We start from the raw sequence: 18,390 nt of genomic DNA, 5'->3' as shown, positions 1-18,390 counted from the left end.
TAGTTTTCTTTCTGCTGATTTTAAAAAAGAAATTATGTACGATATTTAAATTTTTCGAGTTGTGATCTGAATATTAATTATTAATTATATAAGTATTAATAAGGAGATTTTAAATGAAAGTAGTTATTTTACAAGTAAAAGGAATTATTGCCCCATATATCATGGAAGATTACAAAGACGCATTTGAAAAACTAAATCACGAAATTTTACTATTGGATTTAAATAAGTTTAATTCAGATTCTTACGAAGAGTTAATAAACTTTAAGCCTGACTTTGCAATAAGTTACGGAATGAATAGTATTATAAAAGATGTAGAAGGAACCTTTTTATTAAGAGAAGCTAATATTCCTACAGTTGGTCTTTATTATGATAATCCATTGTATTCCATCAACGATGAGTATGAACAAGAAATCAAAAAAAATCCTTCCTATTATCATCATTTTGTATGGGATCAATATTATGTTGAACTTTTGCAATCACGTGGGTATGAGAATGTAAATCATATTATGCTAGCCACTAATCCTAATAATTTTCACCCGGATAACAATATCATGACTCAAGAAGGCACTTTATCTTTTGTAGGAAGTGTTGATAATTTAACCAAGAGAACTGCTACTAATGTGGAAGAAATTTTTGTTGAATATATAATTAATGAAAAAATAAAGAATTTTGATATTCCTGTATATGATTTATGTAAAGAGGCATTTGAGCTCGATAGATTTGAAGCTATCAAATATTTGCAAGAGAAATATCCTGAATTATTTTGGAAAAAAGTCCATTTCGCTATACATTCTTTAGGAAGTAAACGCTTAAGAGGACACATTCTAAATAGTTTGGAAGGTGTGGATATACATACCTATGGACTTGGAAAGGGATTGATAAATAATGAAAATATTATTATTCATCCTTCTATTTCATACAAAAATTTATCACAAGTATATCAAAAATATGCAGTGAATTTGAATATTTCATCTTTGCAGCTGGAGACCTCTGTTAATAACAGAATTTTTGACGTATTCGCTTCTAAGTCATTTGTTATTAGTGATTATAAAGAAGACATGAAAAAGGTTGCACCTGATATGTGGAGTGAAATTAGCTTTAATAACCTTGAAGATTTACTTGTAAAAGCTGATTATTATTTAACACATCCGAATCATCGAAAAGAGCTAATAGAAAGTTTGTATGAGAATATAATTGAGAATCATACATACACGAATCGAGTAGCTCAAATTGTGGAGAAAATTATTAGCAGTCAGGAAATTTTTCATCAAAAAAGGATGTTAGATTATCCTGATAATAAATACAAAGAAAAACTTGAAAATTGTCCTATTTGTCAAGAAGATAACTCTTCTCTTCTGCACTCTATTAATGGGCACGAAAATTTTGAAACTCATTTATATCGTTGTCAAAATTGTTCAACCGTATTTATGAATCCTCAACCTACAGAGAACTACTTAGACTGGTTCTACAATAATGTATATTACTCTAAACAACATAGAGAAAAAATGGGATGGGATCCAAATCTATCTAATGTAAATATTAGTGTTTTTCGCATAAATGAAATTCGTATGGATCTTGTAGAAGAATATTGTAACCAAACGCGTTACCCTAGAGGACATTTACTAGATGTCGGCTGTTCTTCAGGTAATTTTATATGGGAAGCTCAATTACGTTATTGGTCTGTTCAAGGTTTAGAAATTTCAGAAGATGCTGCGGAGCAAGGAAGACAGAGCCGTAATCTTAACATTATAACGGGTGAACTGGACGAAAATATATTTCCAGAAGAGTCTTTTGATGTAGTGACTGCCTGGGATGTTTTAGAACATATTCCTGAACCAAATGAGTTCATGGAAAATATAAATAAAGTGCTAAAAGAAGATGGCTTATTTGTCGGAAATACTCCTAACGTCAGCTCTTCAATTAGCTATTATTCAGGTAGTGAATGGAGACATCTTGATCCGCCTCTTCATGTTGTACTTTATGACCATATATCGTTAAGAATACTATTGAAAAAACATAATTTTGAAATTTTAAAAATATCTTCAGGAGAAGAATATTTAGGACAATTACAATTTGTTGCAAAAAAACAAAAAAATCATTCGTAAAAATGTAATAAAATACCATGAAAGTATTTACTTTACCAATTGACATTTACCCACCAAATTTGGTATATTTATAAATGTAGGCAATGTCTTACTCTACTTATTTGATAACGAAGGGAATGTTATTGCATGAATGGTAAAGTAAAATGGTTTAACGCAGAAAAAGGTTATGGTTTTATTGAGACTGATGAAGGCGGAGACGTATTTGTACACTTTTCTGCGATTCAAACTGAAGGTTTCAAAACGTTAGAAGAAGGTCAATCCGTAGAATTCGACATCGTTGAAGGCGCACGTGGACCACAAGCAGCTAACGTTATCAAATTATAATCATCCTTTTGGCATTTGCCGACCTACATAGGTATTATTGATGGTTACACATTTGACTATTACGCTAAGGCTCCGGAGACTCCGGAGTCTTTTTCTATGATGTGACAAGCTTATGAATAACTTAGGTACTTACTGATCAATAACTTTCAGTGATCTGTCACATAACAAGCGATTTAACAGGCAATAGATTGGTTAATGGAGAACAAGGGCGGCATAATAGATGAGCTATTTTCGATGCTATACTTGTTATAGACGAAAGTAGTTTTGAGGATTTTGCAAGCGTTTGACAGAAGTATCCTTATATATTCAGCTTTATCATATAAGGTCAGACGCGGGTACTCTGACGGCTATATTTGACAATGTAATGTCACTGCTAATTTGCACCAGTATCCTTTTTACATGCCGTTAACATCTATGTTATAATTCCCTAAAGGAGGAGTGCCTTATGAACTTTGCTATACGTGGTCAACAAATCGATGTTACTGAAGCTATGAAAGATTATGTGGACAAAAAGTTAGGCAGACTTGAAAGATATTTTGATTCACCTCCCGTTTCTGACGGAACGGTTACACTTAGTGTTAATCGTGGACAGCACACGGTAGAGGTTACTATCCCTCTCCCAGGACTTATTTTACGTGCAGAAGATCGCAGTGAAGATATGTATTCTTCAATCGACTCTGTAGTGGATAAGCTGGAACGTCAGATTCGCAAACATAAAACTAAATTAAATCGTAAATTCCGCCAAGAGGGAAGCTTGAAATCCTTCTTCGTAGAAGATCCTACTGCTGCTGCACTTGCTGTTGCTGAGGATGCGGATATTGAACATGAATTAGATGAATTGGAAGTTGTCCGTAACAAACGCTTCTTATTGAAGCCTATGGACGTTGAAGAAGCGATCTTGCAAATGAATATGATTGGACATACATTCTTTGTATTCTCCAATGTAGACACGCAAGAGGTAAACGTAGTTTATCGTCGTGATGATGGTAAATACGGACTTATTGAACAAGAATAACTTTTAATTGATATAAAATCAGAGCTTATCCTTCGGGATAGGCTCTTTTTGCGTGGAAAAATTGTACAATCCGCTCTACAGTACGGTATAATAAGACTTGAATGATTTAAGAAACATTTTGTGTTCTTTTGCGTAATAAGTAGAAGAAGTTCTCAAAAAACGATGACGAACATCATATGGATATAGTCAGGCACGGGATATATTGATCTTGTGCCCTATTGAAATTTTATCATATGTCAAAGAAGTATAGGAAATGCGCTGTTTTGTTGCGGCTTTTCCCTGAAACTGGTACAATTTATTGCAACTGAGGTTATTGAATAATCCCCCATAAGCGTTACGGTATTTGCATTATTCAATAATCTATCTCTGTTTTGCGCGAAAGGGGTAAACCATGCTAGGACTTGTAAAGAAAATTTTTGGCGATACCAATGAACGTGATGTTAAACGTCTATTGAAAACCGTCGAGATCATTAATAAAATGGAACCGGAATTTGAGGCACTGTCTCATGAAGAAGTGCAAGCCAAAACGGCTGAATTCCGCGAACGTCTGGAAAAAGGAGAAACACTGGATCAACTATTGCCAGAAGCATTCTGTACTGTACGTGAAGCTTCCAAACGTGTGCTAGGCATGCGTCATTTTGACGTACAATTGATCGGTGGTGTTGCTCTGCATGAAGGAAGAATTGCAGAGATGAAAACAGGTGAAGGTAAAACACTTGTAGGGACACTTCCTGTATATCTAAATGCACTTGCTAGTAAAGGTGTGCATGTGGTTACTGTTAATGATTATTTGGCTCAACGTGATAGTCTACAAATGGGTCGCATTTATAACTTCTTAGGCATGACTGTAGGGGTTAACCTGAACGGTATGCAACATGACGAGAAGCAAGCGGCTTATGCTTGTGATATCACTTATGGTACAAATAATGAATTTGGATTTGACTACTTGCGTGACAACATGGTGCTATACAAAGAGCAAATGGTACAACGTCCATTGTACTTCTGTATTATTGATGAAGTGGATTCGATCTTGATCGATGAAGCTCGTACACCACTGATTATTTCAGGACAAGCACAGAAATCGACTGAATTGTATTTTGCTGCGGATCGCTTTGTTAAAACATTGAAAATCGAAGATGATTTTAATGTAGATATTAAAGTGAAATCAGTAGCTTTGACTGAAAAAGGGGTAGAAAAGGCTGAGAACTTCTTCGGACTTGAAAACCTGTACGATAATAAAAATGTAACGATCAATCACCATGTGGTACAAGCGCTTAAAGCAAATACGATCATGCGTCGTGATGTGGATTATGTAGTCGCTGATGGTGAAGTATTGATCGTTGATGAATTTACAGGTCGCTTAATGGCTGGTCGTCGTTATAGTGATGGTCTACACCAAGCGATCGAATCGAAAGAATCGTTAAAAGTACAAAACGAAAGTATGACGCTGGCTACAATCACGTTCCAGAACTACTTCCGTATGTACAAAAAGCTTGCAGGTATGACAGGTACAGCGAAAACAGAAGAAGAAGAATTCAAAAAGATCTACGGTCTAGAAGTACTTCAAGTACCTACTAACCGTGTGAATCAACGTGAAGACTTTGCTGATGTTGTCTATAAGAGCGAAGAAAGTAAATTCCGCGCTGTTGTCGACGAAATCGTTGTACGTCATGAGAAAAACCAACCGATTCTTGTTGGTACGGTATCGATTGAGAACTCTGAGCGTCTTTCTGAAATGTTGAAACGCAAAGGCATCAAGCATCAGGTTCTTAATGCGAAATACCATGCAGAAGAAGCAGAAATTATTGCACGTTCTGGTCAACCGGGTACAGTAACGATCGCTACCAATATGGCTGGACGTGGTACAGATATTTTACTTGGTGAAGGTGTAAAAGACACAGGTGGACTTCATATTATCGGTACAGAGCGTCATGAGTCGCGTCGTATTGATAATCAGCTTCGTGGTCGTGCCGGTCGTCAAGGTGATCCAGGTTCCACACAGTTCTATCTTTCTCTTGGTGATGAGCTGATGAAACGCTTTGGTGCAGATAATGTAATGAATATGATGGAGAAACTAGGCTTTGAAGAAGATCAGCCTATCGAGAGTCGTATGATTACACGTGCTGTTGAATCCGCTCAAAAACGTGTTGAAGGTAGTAACTTTGATATGCGTAAAATCGTTTTGCAGTATGATGATGTGATGAACAAGCAACGTGAAATCATTTACAAACAACGTCGTGAAGTATTGGAATCCGATAATATTCGTGAAGTTGTATTGCAAATGATCAAGCCTTGTATTGAACGTATCGTCGAAGTACATTGTAATGACGATATCCCTGAGAATTGGGAACTTCAAGCGATTGCAGATTATGTCAATAATAACTTCTTACAAGAAGGTACTATTACAGAACAAGAACTACATGAGCAAGAAAAGGAAGAGATGGTTAACTATCTGTTCGAGCGTGTAGAACTTCGTTACTTGCAACGTGAAAAAGAAATTGGCGAAGAAATGGTTCGCGAATTTGAAAAAGTAGTCGTTCTTCGTGCAGTTGACCGTAAATGGATGGATCATATTGATGCGATGGAACAATTGCGTCAAGGTATTCATCTTCGTGCTTATGGTGGTACAGATCCTTTGCGTGAGTACCAGTTCGAAGGCTTCGAAATGTTTAACCAAATGATCGCTGAAATTCAAGAAGAAGTCGCTACTTATGTGATGAGAGCACAAATTGCAAGTAATCAGGAACGCGAAGCCGTTGTAGATGAAAGCAAAATGAGCACAAGCGGTGGCGAAACGGCTGAAAAACGCCCTTCTCGCGAAGAACGTCGTCGTAGACGTAAATAATTCATAATCAATTGAATACAAATATCTAGATTTGTTGTATCCCAAGAGACACTCACCATTATCGTGGGTGTCTCTTGTTGGATCAATGAATCGCTATCTATAATGCTTGGAAGTAAAAGCGTTAATGGTTTAAATAAAAGAAGATTTTTGCACAGCAAAATATCTATTCATTATGAAGAGGTGAATGTACCAATGATCGATCCGAGTATAAAACATGATTTACGTGAAATGGCTACCAAATTATCTAACCTTAGGGGGTCTCTTTGACTTAGACCTGAAGCGTGAGCTGATTGCTAACTTTGAAGAGAAAATGTCTGCACCCGGCTTCTGGGATGATAACGAATCGGCACAAGAAGTCATTTCTGAAATGAATGCTGTTAAAGGTGCTGTAGATGATTATCTAGAGCTTCAACAAGAGCATGATGATGCTAGCCTAATGGCAGAATTAGCGGATGAAGAAGATGATGAATCACTGGCTAAAGAAGTAACCGAAAGTGTGAAAAAGCTTGTTCGCAAAATCGAAGCTTTTGAATTGCAGTTACTATTAGATGAACCTTATGATAGCTTGAATGCTATCTTAGAACTTCACCCGGGAGCAGGCGGAACCGAGTCGCAGGACTGGGGCGAAATGTTACTCCGTATGTACAGACGTTGGGCAGAGAAAAGTGGCTTCAAAGTGGAAGTTATGGATTATCTTGCTGGCGATGAAGCTGGAATTAAAAGCGTAACGTTGCTAATCAAAGGACATAACGCTTACGGTTATCTCAAAGCTGAAAAAGGGGTACACCGTCTTGTACGGATATCTCCGTTCGATTCTTCAGGTCGTCGTCATACTTCATTTGTGTCTTGTGATGTGGTGCCAGAGATTACGAATGACTCTACGATTGAAATTCGTACAGAAGATTTGAAAATTGATACGTATCGTGCGAGTGGTGCCGGTGGACAGCATATCAATACTACCGATTCTGCTGTACGGATTACGCATTTACCTTCTGGGGTTGTTGTTACCTGTCAGAGTGAACGTTCACAGATCAAAAACCGTGAACATGCGATGACGATGTTACGTTCCAAATTAGTAGAACGTAAAATTGAAGAAGAGCGTAAGCAATTGGATGAGATTCGCGGCGAGCAATCTGAGATTGCTTGGGGTAGTCAAATTCGTTCTTATGTATTCCATCCATATAGCATGGTCAAAGATCACCGTACTTCTGTCGAAACAGGAAATATCGGTGCAGTAATGGATGGAGATTTGGATCCATTTATCGATGGATTTTTACGCAGTAAGCTCAAAATTGAAGTTGAATAATAATCGATCGTTTAAAGTCTGGTATGAGAGTTATCTTTCATATCAGGCTTTTTTTGTGCTTCAATTACGAAAACAGATCTACTTTTAGTCTATAGCGATATAAAGATTTCTATATTTGTTTAAAAAGATGGTGGCGAAGCAAAACATCTCTGCTACACTACGGTACTGTATGTTCTTTTCAAATAAATAGGGTTGCGTTAGAATAAGAAAGCTATGTAACTTTATGCAAAATAATGAGTACAGGAGAATATAGAAATGATCATGCAACCTCGTACAGGACAACGCAGACGTAAACCACCAATGATTCCATTAACAGGACCTCTTCGCAACAGTTGGGATATTTTGTTGATTATCGTAGGGGCTTTTATTATGGCACTGACGTTTAACCTGTTTTTATTACCCAATCATATCGCTTCAGGAGGGGTCTCCGGGATATCGATTATTGTTAACCAACTGCTTGGGATCGAACCCGCTTATATTCAGTGGCTACTTAATATTCCTTTATTTATCGCAGGTGTTATTTTACTAGGTAGACAATATGGAATGCGTTCGTTAATCGGAACGATTGTGCTACCTCTATTTGTCTATCTGACGAGTAGTTTTCCTGTGCCTACCACTAACCCTTTATTAGCAGCATTGTATGGAGGGATCGGTGTGGGATTAGGACTTGGGATCGTATTTCGTGGACGTGGTTCGACAGGCGGATTATCTATATTAGCGCAAATTATTCAAAAGTATACGGGATTCAGCATGTCCTTTTGTGTGATTTTGACAGACGGTAGTGTTATTGTGTTTGCAGGATTATTACTCAAACCAGAACAAGCATTATATGCATTAATTAGTCTGTATATCACCAGTAAAGTGATCGATGCGGTAGAGCTAGGATTCAGTAACTCCAAAGTAGCGTATATTATCACCAACGATATTGAACACATGCAAACAGCGATTTTGAATGATCTGGATCGTGGTTTAACAAAGCTTAATGGTGAAGGCGGGTATACTGGTGACGAACGAACCGTATTAATGGTCGTCATTGGACAAAATGAAGCCAGTCGCTTGAAAACCATTGTGCGCTCGGTTGATCCTGATGCTTTTGTGATTATTAGCAATGCTCAAGAAGTATTAGGTAAAGGATTCAAAATGACTGGGTAAGAAAATAAAGTATAGAAAAATCCTCTGAGCAATATCAGTAAAGAACTCGTTGTAAATGAGTTGGGTACTGAACAGCAAAGAGGATTTTTATTGGTGTATAGTATTATAAAAACACATCATAAATCTACGTTTAATCCATACGTATCTAAGTTTAAAGGATATACGTTAAAAAGAATTTTGTGTTATGTACTATTTTGCTCTTTTTTTCAAAACATAGATGAGGGCATACACAACTGCTAAAATAGCTACACTTGCTAGACAAGCAAGTACAATCGAGATCGTGATAGTTCCACTTAATAAGTAACCCACAAGCAATCCTGTGAGAAAAGCAGAAATTAAATTAATCGCTATATTCCTCATCTACAGAATCCTTTCTCTTTATCAAATGGTATATCAAGTATTAAAATAAAATGGTAAATAATGTTTTATAGATATCATAGCATGATACATGTACAAATGAATAGCATAGATGAATAAGATCATTTTAACGATATAATTAGTAATATCAGTCAAAAGTATAGATTAAAAGTAAAAAAGACCTTTTCTGAAATTTAATCAGATAAAGGTCTTTTATTCGTATATAATACAACTAAAATAGATAAGATATCGTATAGATGCATAAAAGTAAGAAATTTATTCATAAAGTTGTATTTATATTAACATCGATGTATAATAATACACATCTTATTTATTCGGACTGAAATGGAAATCGTTGTTATGGAAATGGAAACTTGCTTATACATGGATACAGTAGATCGATGATCTTATTTGAGTACAGGAGGAGTTCAACTTGAATCCAACTAAACAAAGAGTAGCTATTGTAGGTTCCACCGGCTATGGCGGGGTGGAACTGATTCGTTTTTTACAGCATCATCCGCATGTCGAGATCACTTCGGTTATTTCTGCATCTAGCAGTGGATCACCCATGTCGGATCAATTTCCTCATTTAGGTGGAGTTATTGATATGGACTTAGACGGAGTCGATGCAATAGCTACGGCTGCCAAAGCAGATATTGTATTTACCGCAACACCTTCAGGAGTGAGTAGCACTTTAGTTCCACAATACTTAGAAGCAGGGTTGAAAGTCATTGACTTATCCGGTGATTTTCGCCTTAAAGATAGCAGTACTTACGAGCAATGGTACAAGCACGATGCACCCGCAGATCACTATTTAGCAGAAGCGGTGTACGGATTATGCGAGCAAAAGGGTAATGATGTACAAGATCAGCGTCTAATCTCGAATCCAGGTTGTTATCCTACTGCTGCATTACTTGGATTAATGCCTGGTGTGGAAGCAGGATGGATCGATCATAGCTCTATTATTATCGATGCGAAGTCAGGTGTATCCGGTGCAGGACGTGGGACGAGCTTAACAAGCCATTATGCAGAAATGAATGAAAATTTTAAAGCGTATAAATTAAATAAACATCAACATATTCCAGAAATAGAGCAAGTATTGTCTGGCGTTACTGGAGAACCTGTGGTTGTCACGTTTAGTACTCAATTGGTACCGATGACACGTGGAATTATGACAACGATGTATGCAACGATCAAAGGCCAACATAATGAACAAGATTGGATCGATCTGTATCGTGAGTATTATCGTGATCGTCCATTTATACGTATCCGCAAGCAAGGCAACTGGCCTTCAACAAAAGAAGTAGCTGGTTCTAATTATTGTGATATCGGATTCGCCGTAGATGAGCGCACAGGGCGTATTACAATTGTGTCTGTGATCGACAATCTAGTCAAAGGCGCCGCAGGACAAGCAATCCAAAACTTAAATCGTATGATGGGCTGGGAAGAAACACTAGGTCTAAAAATGGTCCCTGTTTATCCATAGTGCTTGGCAATATAAGCACGACCCAAGTCTAATAAGAAAAAGATTTTTGCAAAGCAAAATATCTAGTCCGCAGTGCTTGGCAATATAAGCATTAGCCAGTGTATAGCATTTAAAGTAGTTATTGTCGATCAGGAAGTGAGAGGAGATATCATGGCAGATCAGGGATTCAAAGTAGTTGAGGGAGGTTCTATCGTCACTCCCCGAGGATTTCAGGTAGGTGGATTGCATTGTGGTCTGAAAAAAACAGAGCGTAACGACTTGGGTGTTATTGTATGTGATGAACTGGCAAATGCAGCAGCTGTGTATACAACGAATCTTTTTCAAGCGGCACCGCTTCAAGTGACCCGCGAAAGTCTAGCACATGGAACATTACGTGCGGTAGTAGCGAATAGCGGAAATGCGAATGCTTGTACAGGCAAACAAGGGGAACAAGATGCATATACGATGCGTGCTCAGACAGCACAGTATTTAGGTCTTCACGAACATGAAGTAGCAGTAGCCTCTACAGGCGTTATTGGTGAATTGCTGAAAATGGATCGTTTATCTGCTGGAATCACTCGACTTCCTGCTCATATCGGCAAAACAGAAGAACATGCCGAAGCTTTTTGCCAATCGATCTTAACAACAGATTTAGTTAAAAAAGAAATCTGTGTGTCTGTGATGGTCGATGGGCAAGAAGTGCATATTGCAGGAGCGGCTAAAGGATCAGGAATGATTCATCCAAATATGGCAACCATGCTTGCATTTATGACGACAGATGCTGTGATTTCTTCAAGTGCGTTACACCAATTATTAAGTCAGACCACAGATCAGACATTCAATATGATTACGGTGGATGGAGATACAAGTACCAATGATATGCTAGTTGCGATGGCAAGTGGCTTTGTTACACATAATGAATTAACACCAGAGCATCCAGATTGGGCTCATTTTGCTGCGGGATTCCGTAAAGTCTGTGAATATCTAGCTCAAGCGATCGCTCGTGATGGCGAAGGAGCGACCAAGCTAGTCGAAGTGATCGTGACAGGAGCGATTAGTGAACTATCTGCAAGAGCAATCGCCAAAACAGTTATCGGATCAAGTTTGGTTAAATCTGCAATGTTTGGAGCAGATGCTAACTGGGGACGTGTAATAGCCGCTGTAGGGCGCGCAGGCGAACCTTTGAATGTAGAGACCGTAGATATCCGCTTAGGCAATATCGTGGTACTGACAGGCTCTAGACCGGTTCCTTTTGACGAAGAAGCAGCACTGGCGTACTTACAAGGCGATAAAGTTGAAATCGTCGTGGATCTACACTATGGAGATGGACAAGCTGTAGCATGGGGCTGTGACCTGACGTATGACTATGTACGTATCAATGCAGCTTACCGGACATAATGATTATCAATTACACATCCTATTCTAAGTTCAAATAAAGGTTAGGTGATATCAACAATGAGCGGAGCCAATACACGTACTTTTGTTATGAAGTGCGGAGGGAGTACACTTGCAGCATTACCGGATTCTTTTTTTACCGATTTAAATGAGATTCAGTTATCAGGCGTTCAACCTGTTATCGTGCATGGTGGTGGACCTGCAATCTCTGAGAATTTGAGCAAGTTAGGCATCGAAACTGAATTTGTCGGTGGATTACGTAAAACAACAGAAGAAGTGTTAGATGTGGTTGAAATGGTACTCTCAGGCAGTATCAACAAACAGATTGTACGACGTATCCAAAGTACAGGTGGCAAAGCGATCGGTATATCGGGTGTGGACGGTTCATTAATCCAAGCGAAGCCTGTAGCCAACTCAAGTGAAGTCGGGCTAGTCGGTGATGTGACGTATGTTGAAGCTTCGATTATTCAAGGTATCGTCGATCTAGGTTATATGCCTATTATCGCTCCTGTTGGCAGTGATGCGACCGGACAACGGTATAACATTAACGCAGATACTGCTGCAGGTGCAGTTGCTTCTTTTCTAGGTGTACCACAAATGATCGTTGTCACAGACGTACCTGGAATCATGCGATCTGTCGACGGCAATAAACAAGTATTACCCCAAGTGTCTATTCAAGATATTGAGGACATGATCGCTACCGGAGAAATTTACGGCGGCATGATCCCCAAAGTCAAAGCAGCCATCGCTTGCATTCACGGCGAAGTACAAGAAGTCATCATCGTAGATGGCACCGAACCACAAGTACTCAGCCGTGTACTCAAAGGCGAAACCATAGGCACACGCATCGTACGTAAAAATTAAAAATACAATCAAGCTAAGCCAACAATTAAATCATAGTTCAGATAGGCGATAAGCAGTATCTATTGTTATACGCAACTTAAAATAAATCTTTCAAAGACTGATCATATCTTCCAGAAGCACTAATCCAATTTCAATGTACTTTAACTAACCAACTTTTAAAATATTAAATCTATTTCAACTAACCCAAAATCCAAGAATTAAATCTAAACACTAAATCCAAGAACTTGAACTACCTTGCCACCCCACCTGTAAAATTAAAAACGATCTTAAAATGAAGTTATATGCACAGAGTGGAAAAAATGGATTTGATTCTGAAAGAGCTACAAGCTTTCTTCAGAAAGCTACTTCGTAAGCATTAACTTAAGCTCGCCTTTGTAGTGGTATCCCTACCGCAAAGCGGAATCAAAGGGATACCACTACAACAGCGACGACAAGAACAAATCCATTTTTGGAACGGTGTTAGCATATCACCCCATTTTTATTCGTTTTTCAAATCACATATTAATTATGAGGAGCGTGACCAGCATGGCTAATCCGATCAGCAGTCAATCTGCACAACCAACGCACACTGAGCAATCTGAAAGTTCTTTATTTCCAACGTATGCGCGTTATCCTATCGCTTTTGCCAAAGGAAAAGGTAGTTATCTGTGGGATACTGACGGTAAAAAATACCTCGACTTTATGTGCGGTATTGCTGTGACGAATCTAGGTCATGCACCGGACACCGTTATTGATAAACTCAAAAATCAATTGGATCAATTGTGGCATACATCGAACCTGTTCCATATTCCCAATCAAGAACAAGCGGCACAACTCATAACCGCCAATAGCTGTGGAGATGCGGTATTTTTCTGTAATAGCGGAGCAGAAGCGAATGAAGGGGCAATTAAGTTAGCCCGTAAATATCAGCAAAAAGTTAAAGGTGAAGAACGTTACGAGATTATTACTTTCGGACAATCTTTTCATGGACGTACACTAGCTACACTGACAGCAACCGGACAAGATAAAGTGAAAGAAGGATTCCATCCATTGCCAGCAGGCTTTGTAACGGTACCTTTGCATGATCTCGATGCCCTCAAGTCAGCGGTGAATGAGCATACAGCAGCTATTATGATCGAAATGATTCAAGCTGAAGGTGGCGTCTATCCAGTAGAACCTGAATTTATGCAACATATTGTAGATCTGTGTAACGAGCACGGATTATTGTTGATCGTAGATGAAGTACAGACAGGTATGGGACGCACAGGCAAAATGTTCGCTTATGAGCATTATGGTATCGAACCGGATATTTTCACATTAGCCAAAGGGTTAGGAAGTGGCTTCCCAATCGGAGCATTGGTCGGTAAAGCATTCCTCAAAGAAGCATTTGTCGCAGGAAGTCATGGTTCTACATTTGGAGGTACACCTCTAGCAACAGCGGCTGTTATCGCTACGATTGAAACGATGCAAGAACAGAATGTAGTAGAACAAGCGGCTACGATGGGAACCTATCTACAAGAACAATTACAAGCGAAAATCGGCAACCATCCGTTTGTTAAAGATATTCGTGGTAAAGGATTATTGATCGGTATTGAATGTGATGGTCCTGTAGGCGAATTGGTTACAGTTGGGCAAGAAAAAGGATTGTTATTTATTACAGCAGGGCCTAATGTGATTCGATTGTTACCAAATCTTTTAGTGACTCAAGCAGAAGTGGATCAAGCAGTAGATATGATCAAAGATATTATCGAAGCGTATGCACCGATTGTAAATAATTCAACGATCATCAATGGAAAATAAATCGAAATAAGGAGGTTCATATCCATGACAGATGCAGTATCGAAAAACAGTACGTTAGAACTTAGTCATTTTAAAGGCAAAGATTTTGTAGAATTAAGCGACTATACCGCAGAAGAAATTCATTTTTTAATTGATCTAGCAATCGAACTGAAACGTAAGCAAAAAGCAGGAGAATCGTATCGTCCACTCGAAGGTAAAACAGTCGGATTAATTTTCGAGAAATCTTCGACACGTACACGGGTATCTTTTGAAGTCGGTACTTTTCAGCTAGGTGGACATGCTCTGTTCTTGAGTAAAAATGATATCCAAATGGGACGCGGTGAGATTATTGCAGATACAGCACGCGTGATGTCACGTTACCTCGATGGGATTATGATTCGTACCTTTGGACATGAAAATGTAACCGAACTGGCGAAATATGCAGATATTCCGGTTATTAATGGACTGAGTGATCTAGGGCATCCTTGTCAGGTACTGGCTGATTTCCAGACGATTGTGGAGAGCAAAGGAAAGCTTAAAGGATTAAAACTTGCGTATATCGGAGACGGTAACAATATGGCACACTCGCTAATGATTGGTGGCGCTCGTGTAGGACTGGACGTCTATGTAGCCACGCCAGAAGGATATGAGCCTGATCCAGAAGTAGTGAAACAATGTGAAGCCTTAGCCGCTGAAAGTGGAGCAACAATCAAAGTTGTTCGCGATCCGAAAGAGGCTGTTCAGGATGCAGACGTAATCTATACCGATGTCTGGGCAAGTATGGGCTTTGAAGAAGAACAGAAGATTCGTGAACAAGCATTTAAAGATTATCAGGTCAATGAAGAACTGGTAAGTCATGCGAAATCCGATTATATTTTCTTACACTGTCTACCGGCTCATCGTGGTGAAGAAGTCAGTGCAGGCGTTATTGATGGACCCAATAGTGTGATTTTTGATGAAGCAGAAAATCGTCTACATGCACAAAAAGCAATTATGGCGGCTTTGATCGGATAAAGTAAGATAGAATAAGAATAGTTCGATATATGGATATGAAGAAAGTGGAGGGAATACAACAACATGGCTAAAAATAAAATTGTACTTGCATACTCGGGTGGACTGGATACATCTATTATTTTGAAATGGTTAAAAGAAACATATGATGCAGAGATTATCGCATTTACCGCAGATATCGGACAAGCCGATGAACTGGATGGTTTGGAAGAAAAAGCATTAGCAACAGGAGCTTCTAAAGTCTATATTGATGATCTGCGTGCTGAATTTGCCGAAGATTTTATCTATCCAATGTTCCAAGCAGGAGCACTATATGAAGGACAATATCTACTAGGTACAAGTATTGCTCGTCCGCTTATTGCGAAGCGTATGGTTGAGATTGCGCGTGCTGAAGGTGCTATGGCTATCGCTCATGGTGCTACAGGTAAAGGAAACGATCAGGTTCGCTTTGAATTGAATGCAGCAGCTCTTGCTCCTGAGATCAAAGTCATCGCTCCTTGGCGCTTAGAAACATTCCGTGATCAGTTCCCGGGACGTGCTGAGATGATTGAATATGCTGAAAAGCATGGCATCACGGTAACAGCTTCAGCGGCAAAACCGTATTCAACTGACCGCAATTTGCTACATATCAGTTATGAAAGTGGTGTATTGGAAGATCCTAACTTTGATGCAAGCGCAGAAAGTAATAAAGATATGTTCTTGCTTAGCGTTTCTCCAGAAGATGCACCCGATCAACCAGAAATGTTAGATTTGGAATTTGAAAATGGAAATTGTGTAGCGCTAAATGGAGAGAAATTGACTCCACTCGCAGCGATGGAAAAATTAAATGAGCTTGGTGGTAAACACGGTATCGGTCGTGTTGATATGGTGGAAAACCGCTTTGTGGGTATGAAGAGCCGTGGCGTATATGAGACACCAGGTGGAACGATTCTATTTACAGCGCATCGCAAATTAGAATCTTTAACGATGGATCGTGAAGTCATGAGTCTGCGTGATTCACTGATTACTCGTTATAGCAATCTAGTGTACAATGGCTTCTGGTTTGCACCGGAACGTCTAGCTTTACAAGCATTAGTGACTGAAAGCCAAAAAAATGTTACAGGTACAGTACGTGTGAAATTATACAAAGGTAATATTATTGCAGCAGGTCTAAGCAGTCCTTACAGTCTGTATAACCCTGAAATTGCAACGATGGAAGCTGATCCAACCAATGCTTATGATCAAGGGGATGCAGCAGGCTTTATCCAATTGAATGCTCTTCGTCTACGTGTAGGCGCAGGTGTGCGTCAAGCAGCGCAAGCGGATAAAGGAGAGTGAACCACAGCTATGAGTAAATTATGGGGCGGACGTTTTACCAAACAAACCAATCATCTGGTTGAAGAATATACAGCTTCAATCCACTTTGATAAAGCTTTGGCAGAAGAAGATATTCAAGGCAGTCTGGCACATGTAAGTATGCTAGGCAAATGCGGGATTGTACCTGCTGAAGATGTAGAAATCATCAAAAAGGGTCTAAACAAAGTACTCGATAAAATCCGTGCAGGCGAGATTCAATTTTCGGTGTCGGATGAAGATATTCATATGAATATTGAAAAGCATTTGATCGAAGAAATCGGTGCTGTAGGTGGTAAATTACACACTGGACGTAGCCGTAATGATCAGGTAGCGACAGATATGCACTTGTATTTACGTAAACGTGTTGTAGAACTTACAGGTCTACTTCATGGATTACAAGAATCATTGATTACACAAGCGAAAAGCAATATGGATACGATTATCCCGGGCTATACGCATCTACAACGTGCTCAACCGATTCTTTTTCCTCATCATCTGATGGCGTATGTCTCGATGTTTGAACGTGATATTGATCGTCTGAAAGACAGCTATAAACGGATTAATGTATTGCCACTGGGTGCAGGTGCGTTAGCTGGAACCACATTCCCGATTGATCGTCATTATGTAGCAGAACAATTAGGATTCGATGGTGTATATGAGAACAGTTTGGATGCGGTTAGTGATCGTGACTTTATCGTGGAATTTCTAGCAGGCGCTTCTCTGATCATGACCCATCTCTCTCGTCTTTGCGAAGAATTGGTGTTATGGAGCAGTACTGAATTTAGCTTTATTGAATTGGATGATGCATTCTGTACAGGCAGCAGTATTATGCCACAGAAAAAAAATCCGGATGTAGCAGAATTGGTACGTGGTAAAACAGGTCGTGTATACGGTAATCTGATCGGATTACTGACTGTACTCAAATCGTTGCCACTTGCGTATAACAAAGATATGCAAGAAGACAAAGAAGGTATGTTCGATACGGTTGCCACGTTGGAAGGTGCACTTCAGTTGTTCGCACCGATGATCGCTACGATGAAAGTAAATACAGGACGTATGCGTGAAGCAGTCAACAAAGACTTTTCCAATGCGACTGATATTGCAGACTTCTTGGTGGGTAAAGGTCTTCCTTTCCGTCAAGCTCATGAAGTGATTGGTAAAACGGTACTGTACTGTATCCAAGAAGGTAAATACTTACTGGATCTAACACTGGAAGAATTCCAAAACTTCTCCCCGTTGTTCGATGATAGTATCTATGCTGTATTGCAACCAGAAGCTGTAGTCAATGCACGTAATGTGTATGGCGGTACAGCAACTGTACAGGTCGCTGCGGCTATTGAGCGTGCTGAAGATAAATTAACACATACTGTGACATGGCTAGAAGGTCATGTGCAGTAGAATAAATAAGCTAAAGTGATGCAAAAAAGGACAACTGCGATAATAAGGTTGTCCTTTTTT

Annotated in this window: 14 protein-coding genes; 13 read left to right on the top strand and 1 reads right to left on the bottom strand. The window is 39.1% G+C overall.

The window, feature by feature from the left end:
- The first annotated feature begins 113 nt into the window (after positions 1–113).
- The 6 genes from PTI45_RS15620 to PTI45_RS15595 all read left to right on the top strand — a co-directional run bounded on the left by PTI45_RS15620 (position 114) and on the right by PTI45_RS15595 (position 8,747).
- Complete coding sequence (locus PTI45_RS15620; RefSeq protein ID WP_069328534.1) at positions 114–2,105, top strand: methyltransferase domain-containing protein; 1,992 nt, start codon at positions 114–116, stop codon at positions 2,103–2,105.
- Positions 2,106–2,231: 126 nt separating this feature from the next.
- Complete coding sequence (locus tag PTI45_RS15615; protein ID WP_069328533.1) at positions 2,232–2,429, top strand: cold-shock protein; 198 nt, start codon at positions 2,232–2,234, stop codon at positions 2,427–2,429.
- Positions 2,430–2,874: 445 nt separating this feature from the next.
- Positions 2,875–3,444 carry a ribosome hibernation-promoting factor, HPF/YfiA family gene (gene hpf, locus PTI45_RS15610; protein WP_069328532.1) on the top strand — a complete coding sequence of 190 codons (570 nt, stop codon included), beginning with the start codon at positions 2,875–2,877 and terminating at the stop codon, positions 3,442–3,444.
- 391 nt (positions 3,445–3,835) lie between these two features.
- Positions 3,836–6,289 carry a preprotein translocase subunit SecA gene (gene secA, locus PTI45_RS15605; RefSeq protein WP_069328531.1) on the top strand — a complete coding sequence of 818 codons (2,454 nt, stop codon included), beginning with the start codon at positions 3,836–3,838 and terminating at the stop codon, positions 6,287–6,289.
- 192 nt (positions 6,290–6,481) lie between these two features.
- Positions 6,482–7,595, top strand: a protein-coding gene (prfB, locus tag PTI45_RS15600) for a peptide chain release factor 2 (protein ID WP_137225364.1) whose coding sequence is annotated in 2 segments (ribosomal slippage) — positions 6,482–6,553 and positions 6,555–7,595 — 1,113 coding nt in all. Because the reading frame shifts where the segments join, the coding sequence is not laid out codon by codon here.
- A gap of 255 nt (positions 7,596–7,850) precedes the next feature.
- On the top strand, positions 7,851–8,747 hold the full coding sequence (locus tag PTI45_RS15595) for a YitT family protein (RefSeq protein WP_069328530.1): 897 nt from the start codon (positions 7,851–7,853) through the stop codon (positions 8,745–8,747).
- Positions 8,748–8,936: 189 nt separating this feature from the next.
- Here PTI45_RS15595 and PTI45_RS24185 read toward each other — a convergent pair whose 3' ends face one another.
- Positions 8,937–9,107: a hypothetical protein gene (locus PTI45_RS24185; protein ID WP_175425197.1), complete on the bottom strand. Its 171-nt coding sequence runs from the start codon at positions 9,105–9,107 to the stop codon at positions 8,937–8,939.
- A gap of 430 nt (positions 9,108–9,537) precedes the next feature.
- Between PTI45_RS24185 and argC the strand changes: the two genes are divergently transcribed.
- The 7 genes from argC (at position 9,538) to argH (ending at position 18,330) form a co-directional block, all read left to right on the top strand.
- Positions 9,538–10,590 (top strand): N-acetyl-gamma-glutamyl-phosphate reductase, encoded by a 1,053-nt coding sequence (gene argC / locus PTI45_RS15590; protein ID WP_069328529.1) that lies wholly within the window; start codon positions 9,538–9,540, stop codon positions 10,588–10,590.
- A gap of 150 nt (positions 10,591–10,740) precedes the next feature.
- Positions 10,741–11,967, top strand: coding sequence for a bifunctional glutamate N-acetyltransferase/amino-acid acetyltransferase ArgJ (gene argJ, locus PTI45_RS15585; RefSeq protein ID WP_069328528.1), 1,227 nt, complete (start codon positions 10,741–10,743; stop codon positions 11,965–11,967).
- Between the two features lie 57 nt (positions 11,968–12,024).
- Complete coding sequence (gene argB / locus PTI45_RS15580; protein ID WP_069328527.1) at positions 12,025–12,828, top strand: acetylglutamate kinase; 804 nt, start codon at positions 12,025–12,027, stop codon at positions 12,826–12,828.
- Between the two features lie 525 nt (positions 12,829–13,353).
- On the top strand, positions 13,354–14,607 hold the full coding sequence (locus PTI45_RS15575; RefSeq protein WP_069328526.1) for an acetylornithine transaminase: 1,254 nt from the start codon (positions 13,354–13,356) through the stop codon (positions 14,605–14,607).
- A gap of 24 nt (positions 14,608–14,631) precedes the next feature.
- Entirely contained in the window at positions 14,632–15,600 is a 969-nt protein-coding gene (argF, locus tag PTI45_RS15570) for an ornithine carbamoyltransferase (protein ID WP_069328525.1), read from the top strand.
- Between the two features lie 63 nt (positions 15,601–15,663).
- Positions 15,664–16,914 (top strand): argininosuccinate synthase, encoded by a 1,251-nt coding sequence (locus PTI45_RS15565; RefSeq protein WP_069328524.1) that lies wholly within the window; start codon positions 15,664–15,666, stop codon positions 16,912–16,914.
- A 9-nt stretch (positions 16,915–16,923) separates the two neighbouring features.
- Complete coding sequence (gene argH, locus PTI45_RS15560) at positions 16,924–18,330, top strand: argininosuccinate lyase (RefSeq protein ID WP_069328523.1); 1,407 nt, start codon at positions 16,924–16,926, stop codon at positions 18,328–18,330.
- Positions 18,331–18,390: the final 60 nt, after the last annotated feature.

The organism is Paenibacillus nuruki, assembly GCF_001721045.1.
GTDB lineage: Bacteria > Bacillota > Bacilli > Paenibacillales > Paenibacillaceae > Saccharibacillus > Saccharibacillus nuruki.
This window is presented reverse-complemented; position numbering and strand designations above follow the sequence as displayed.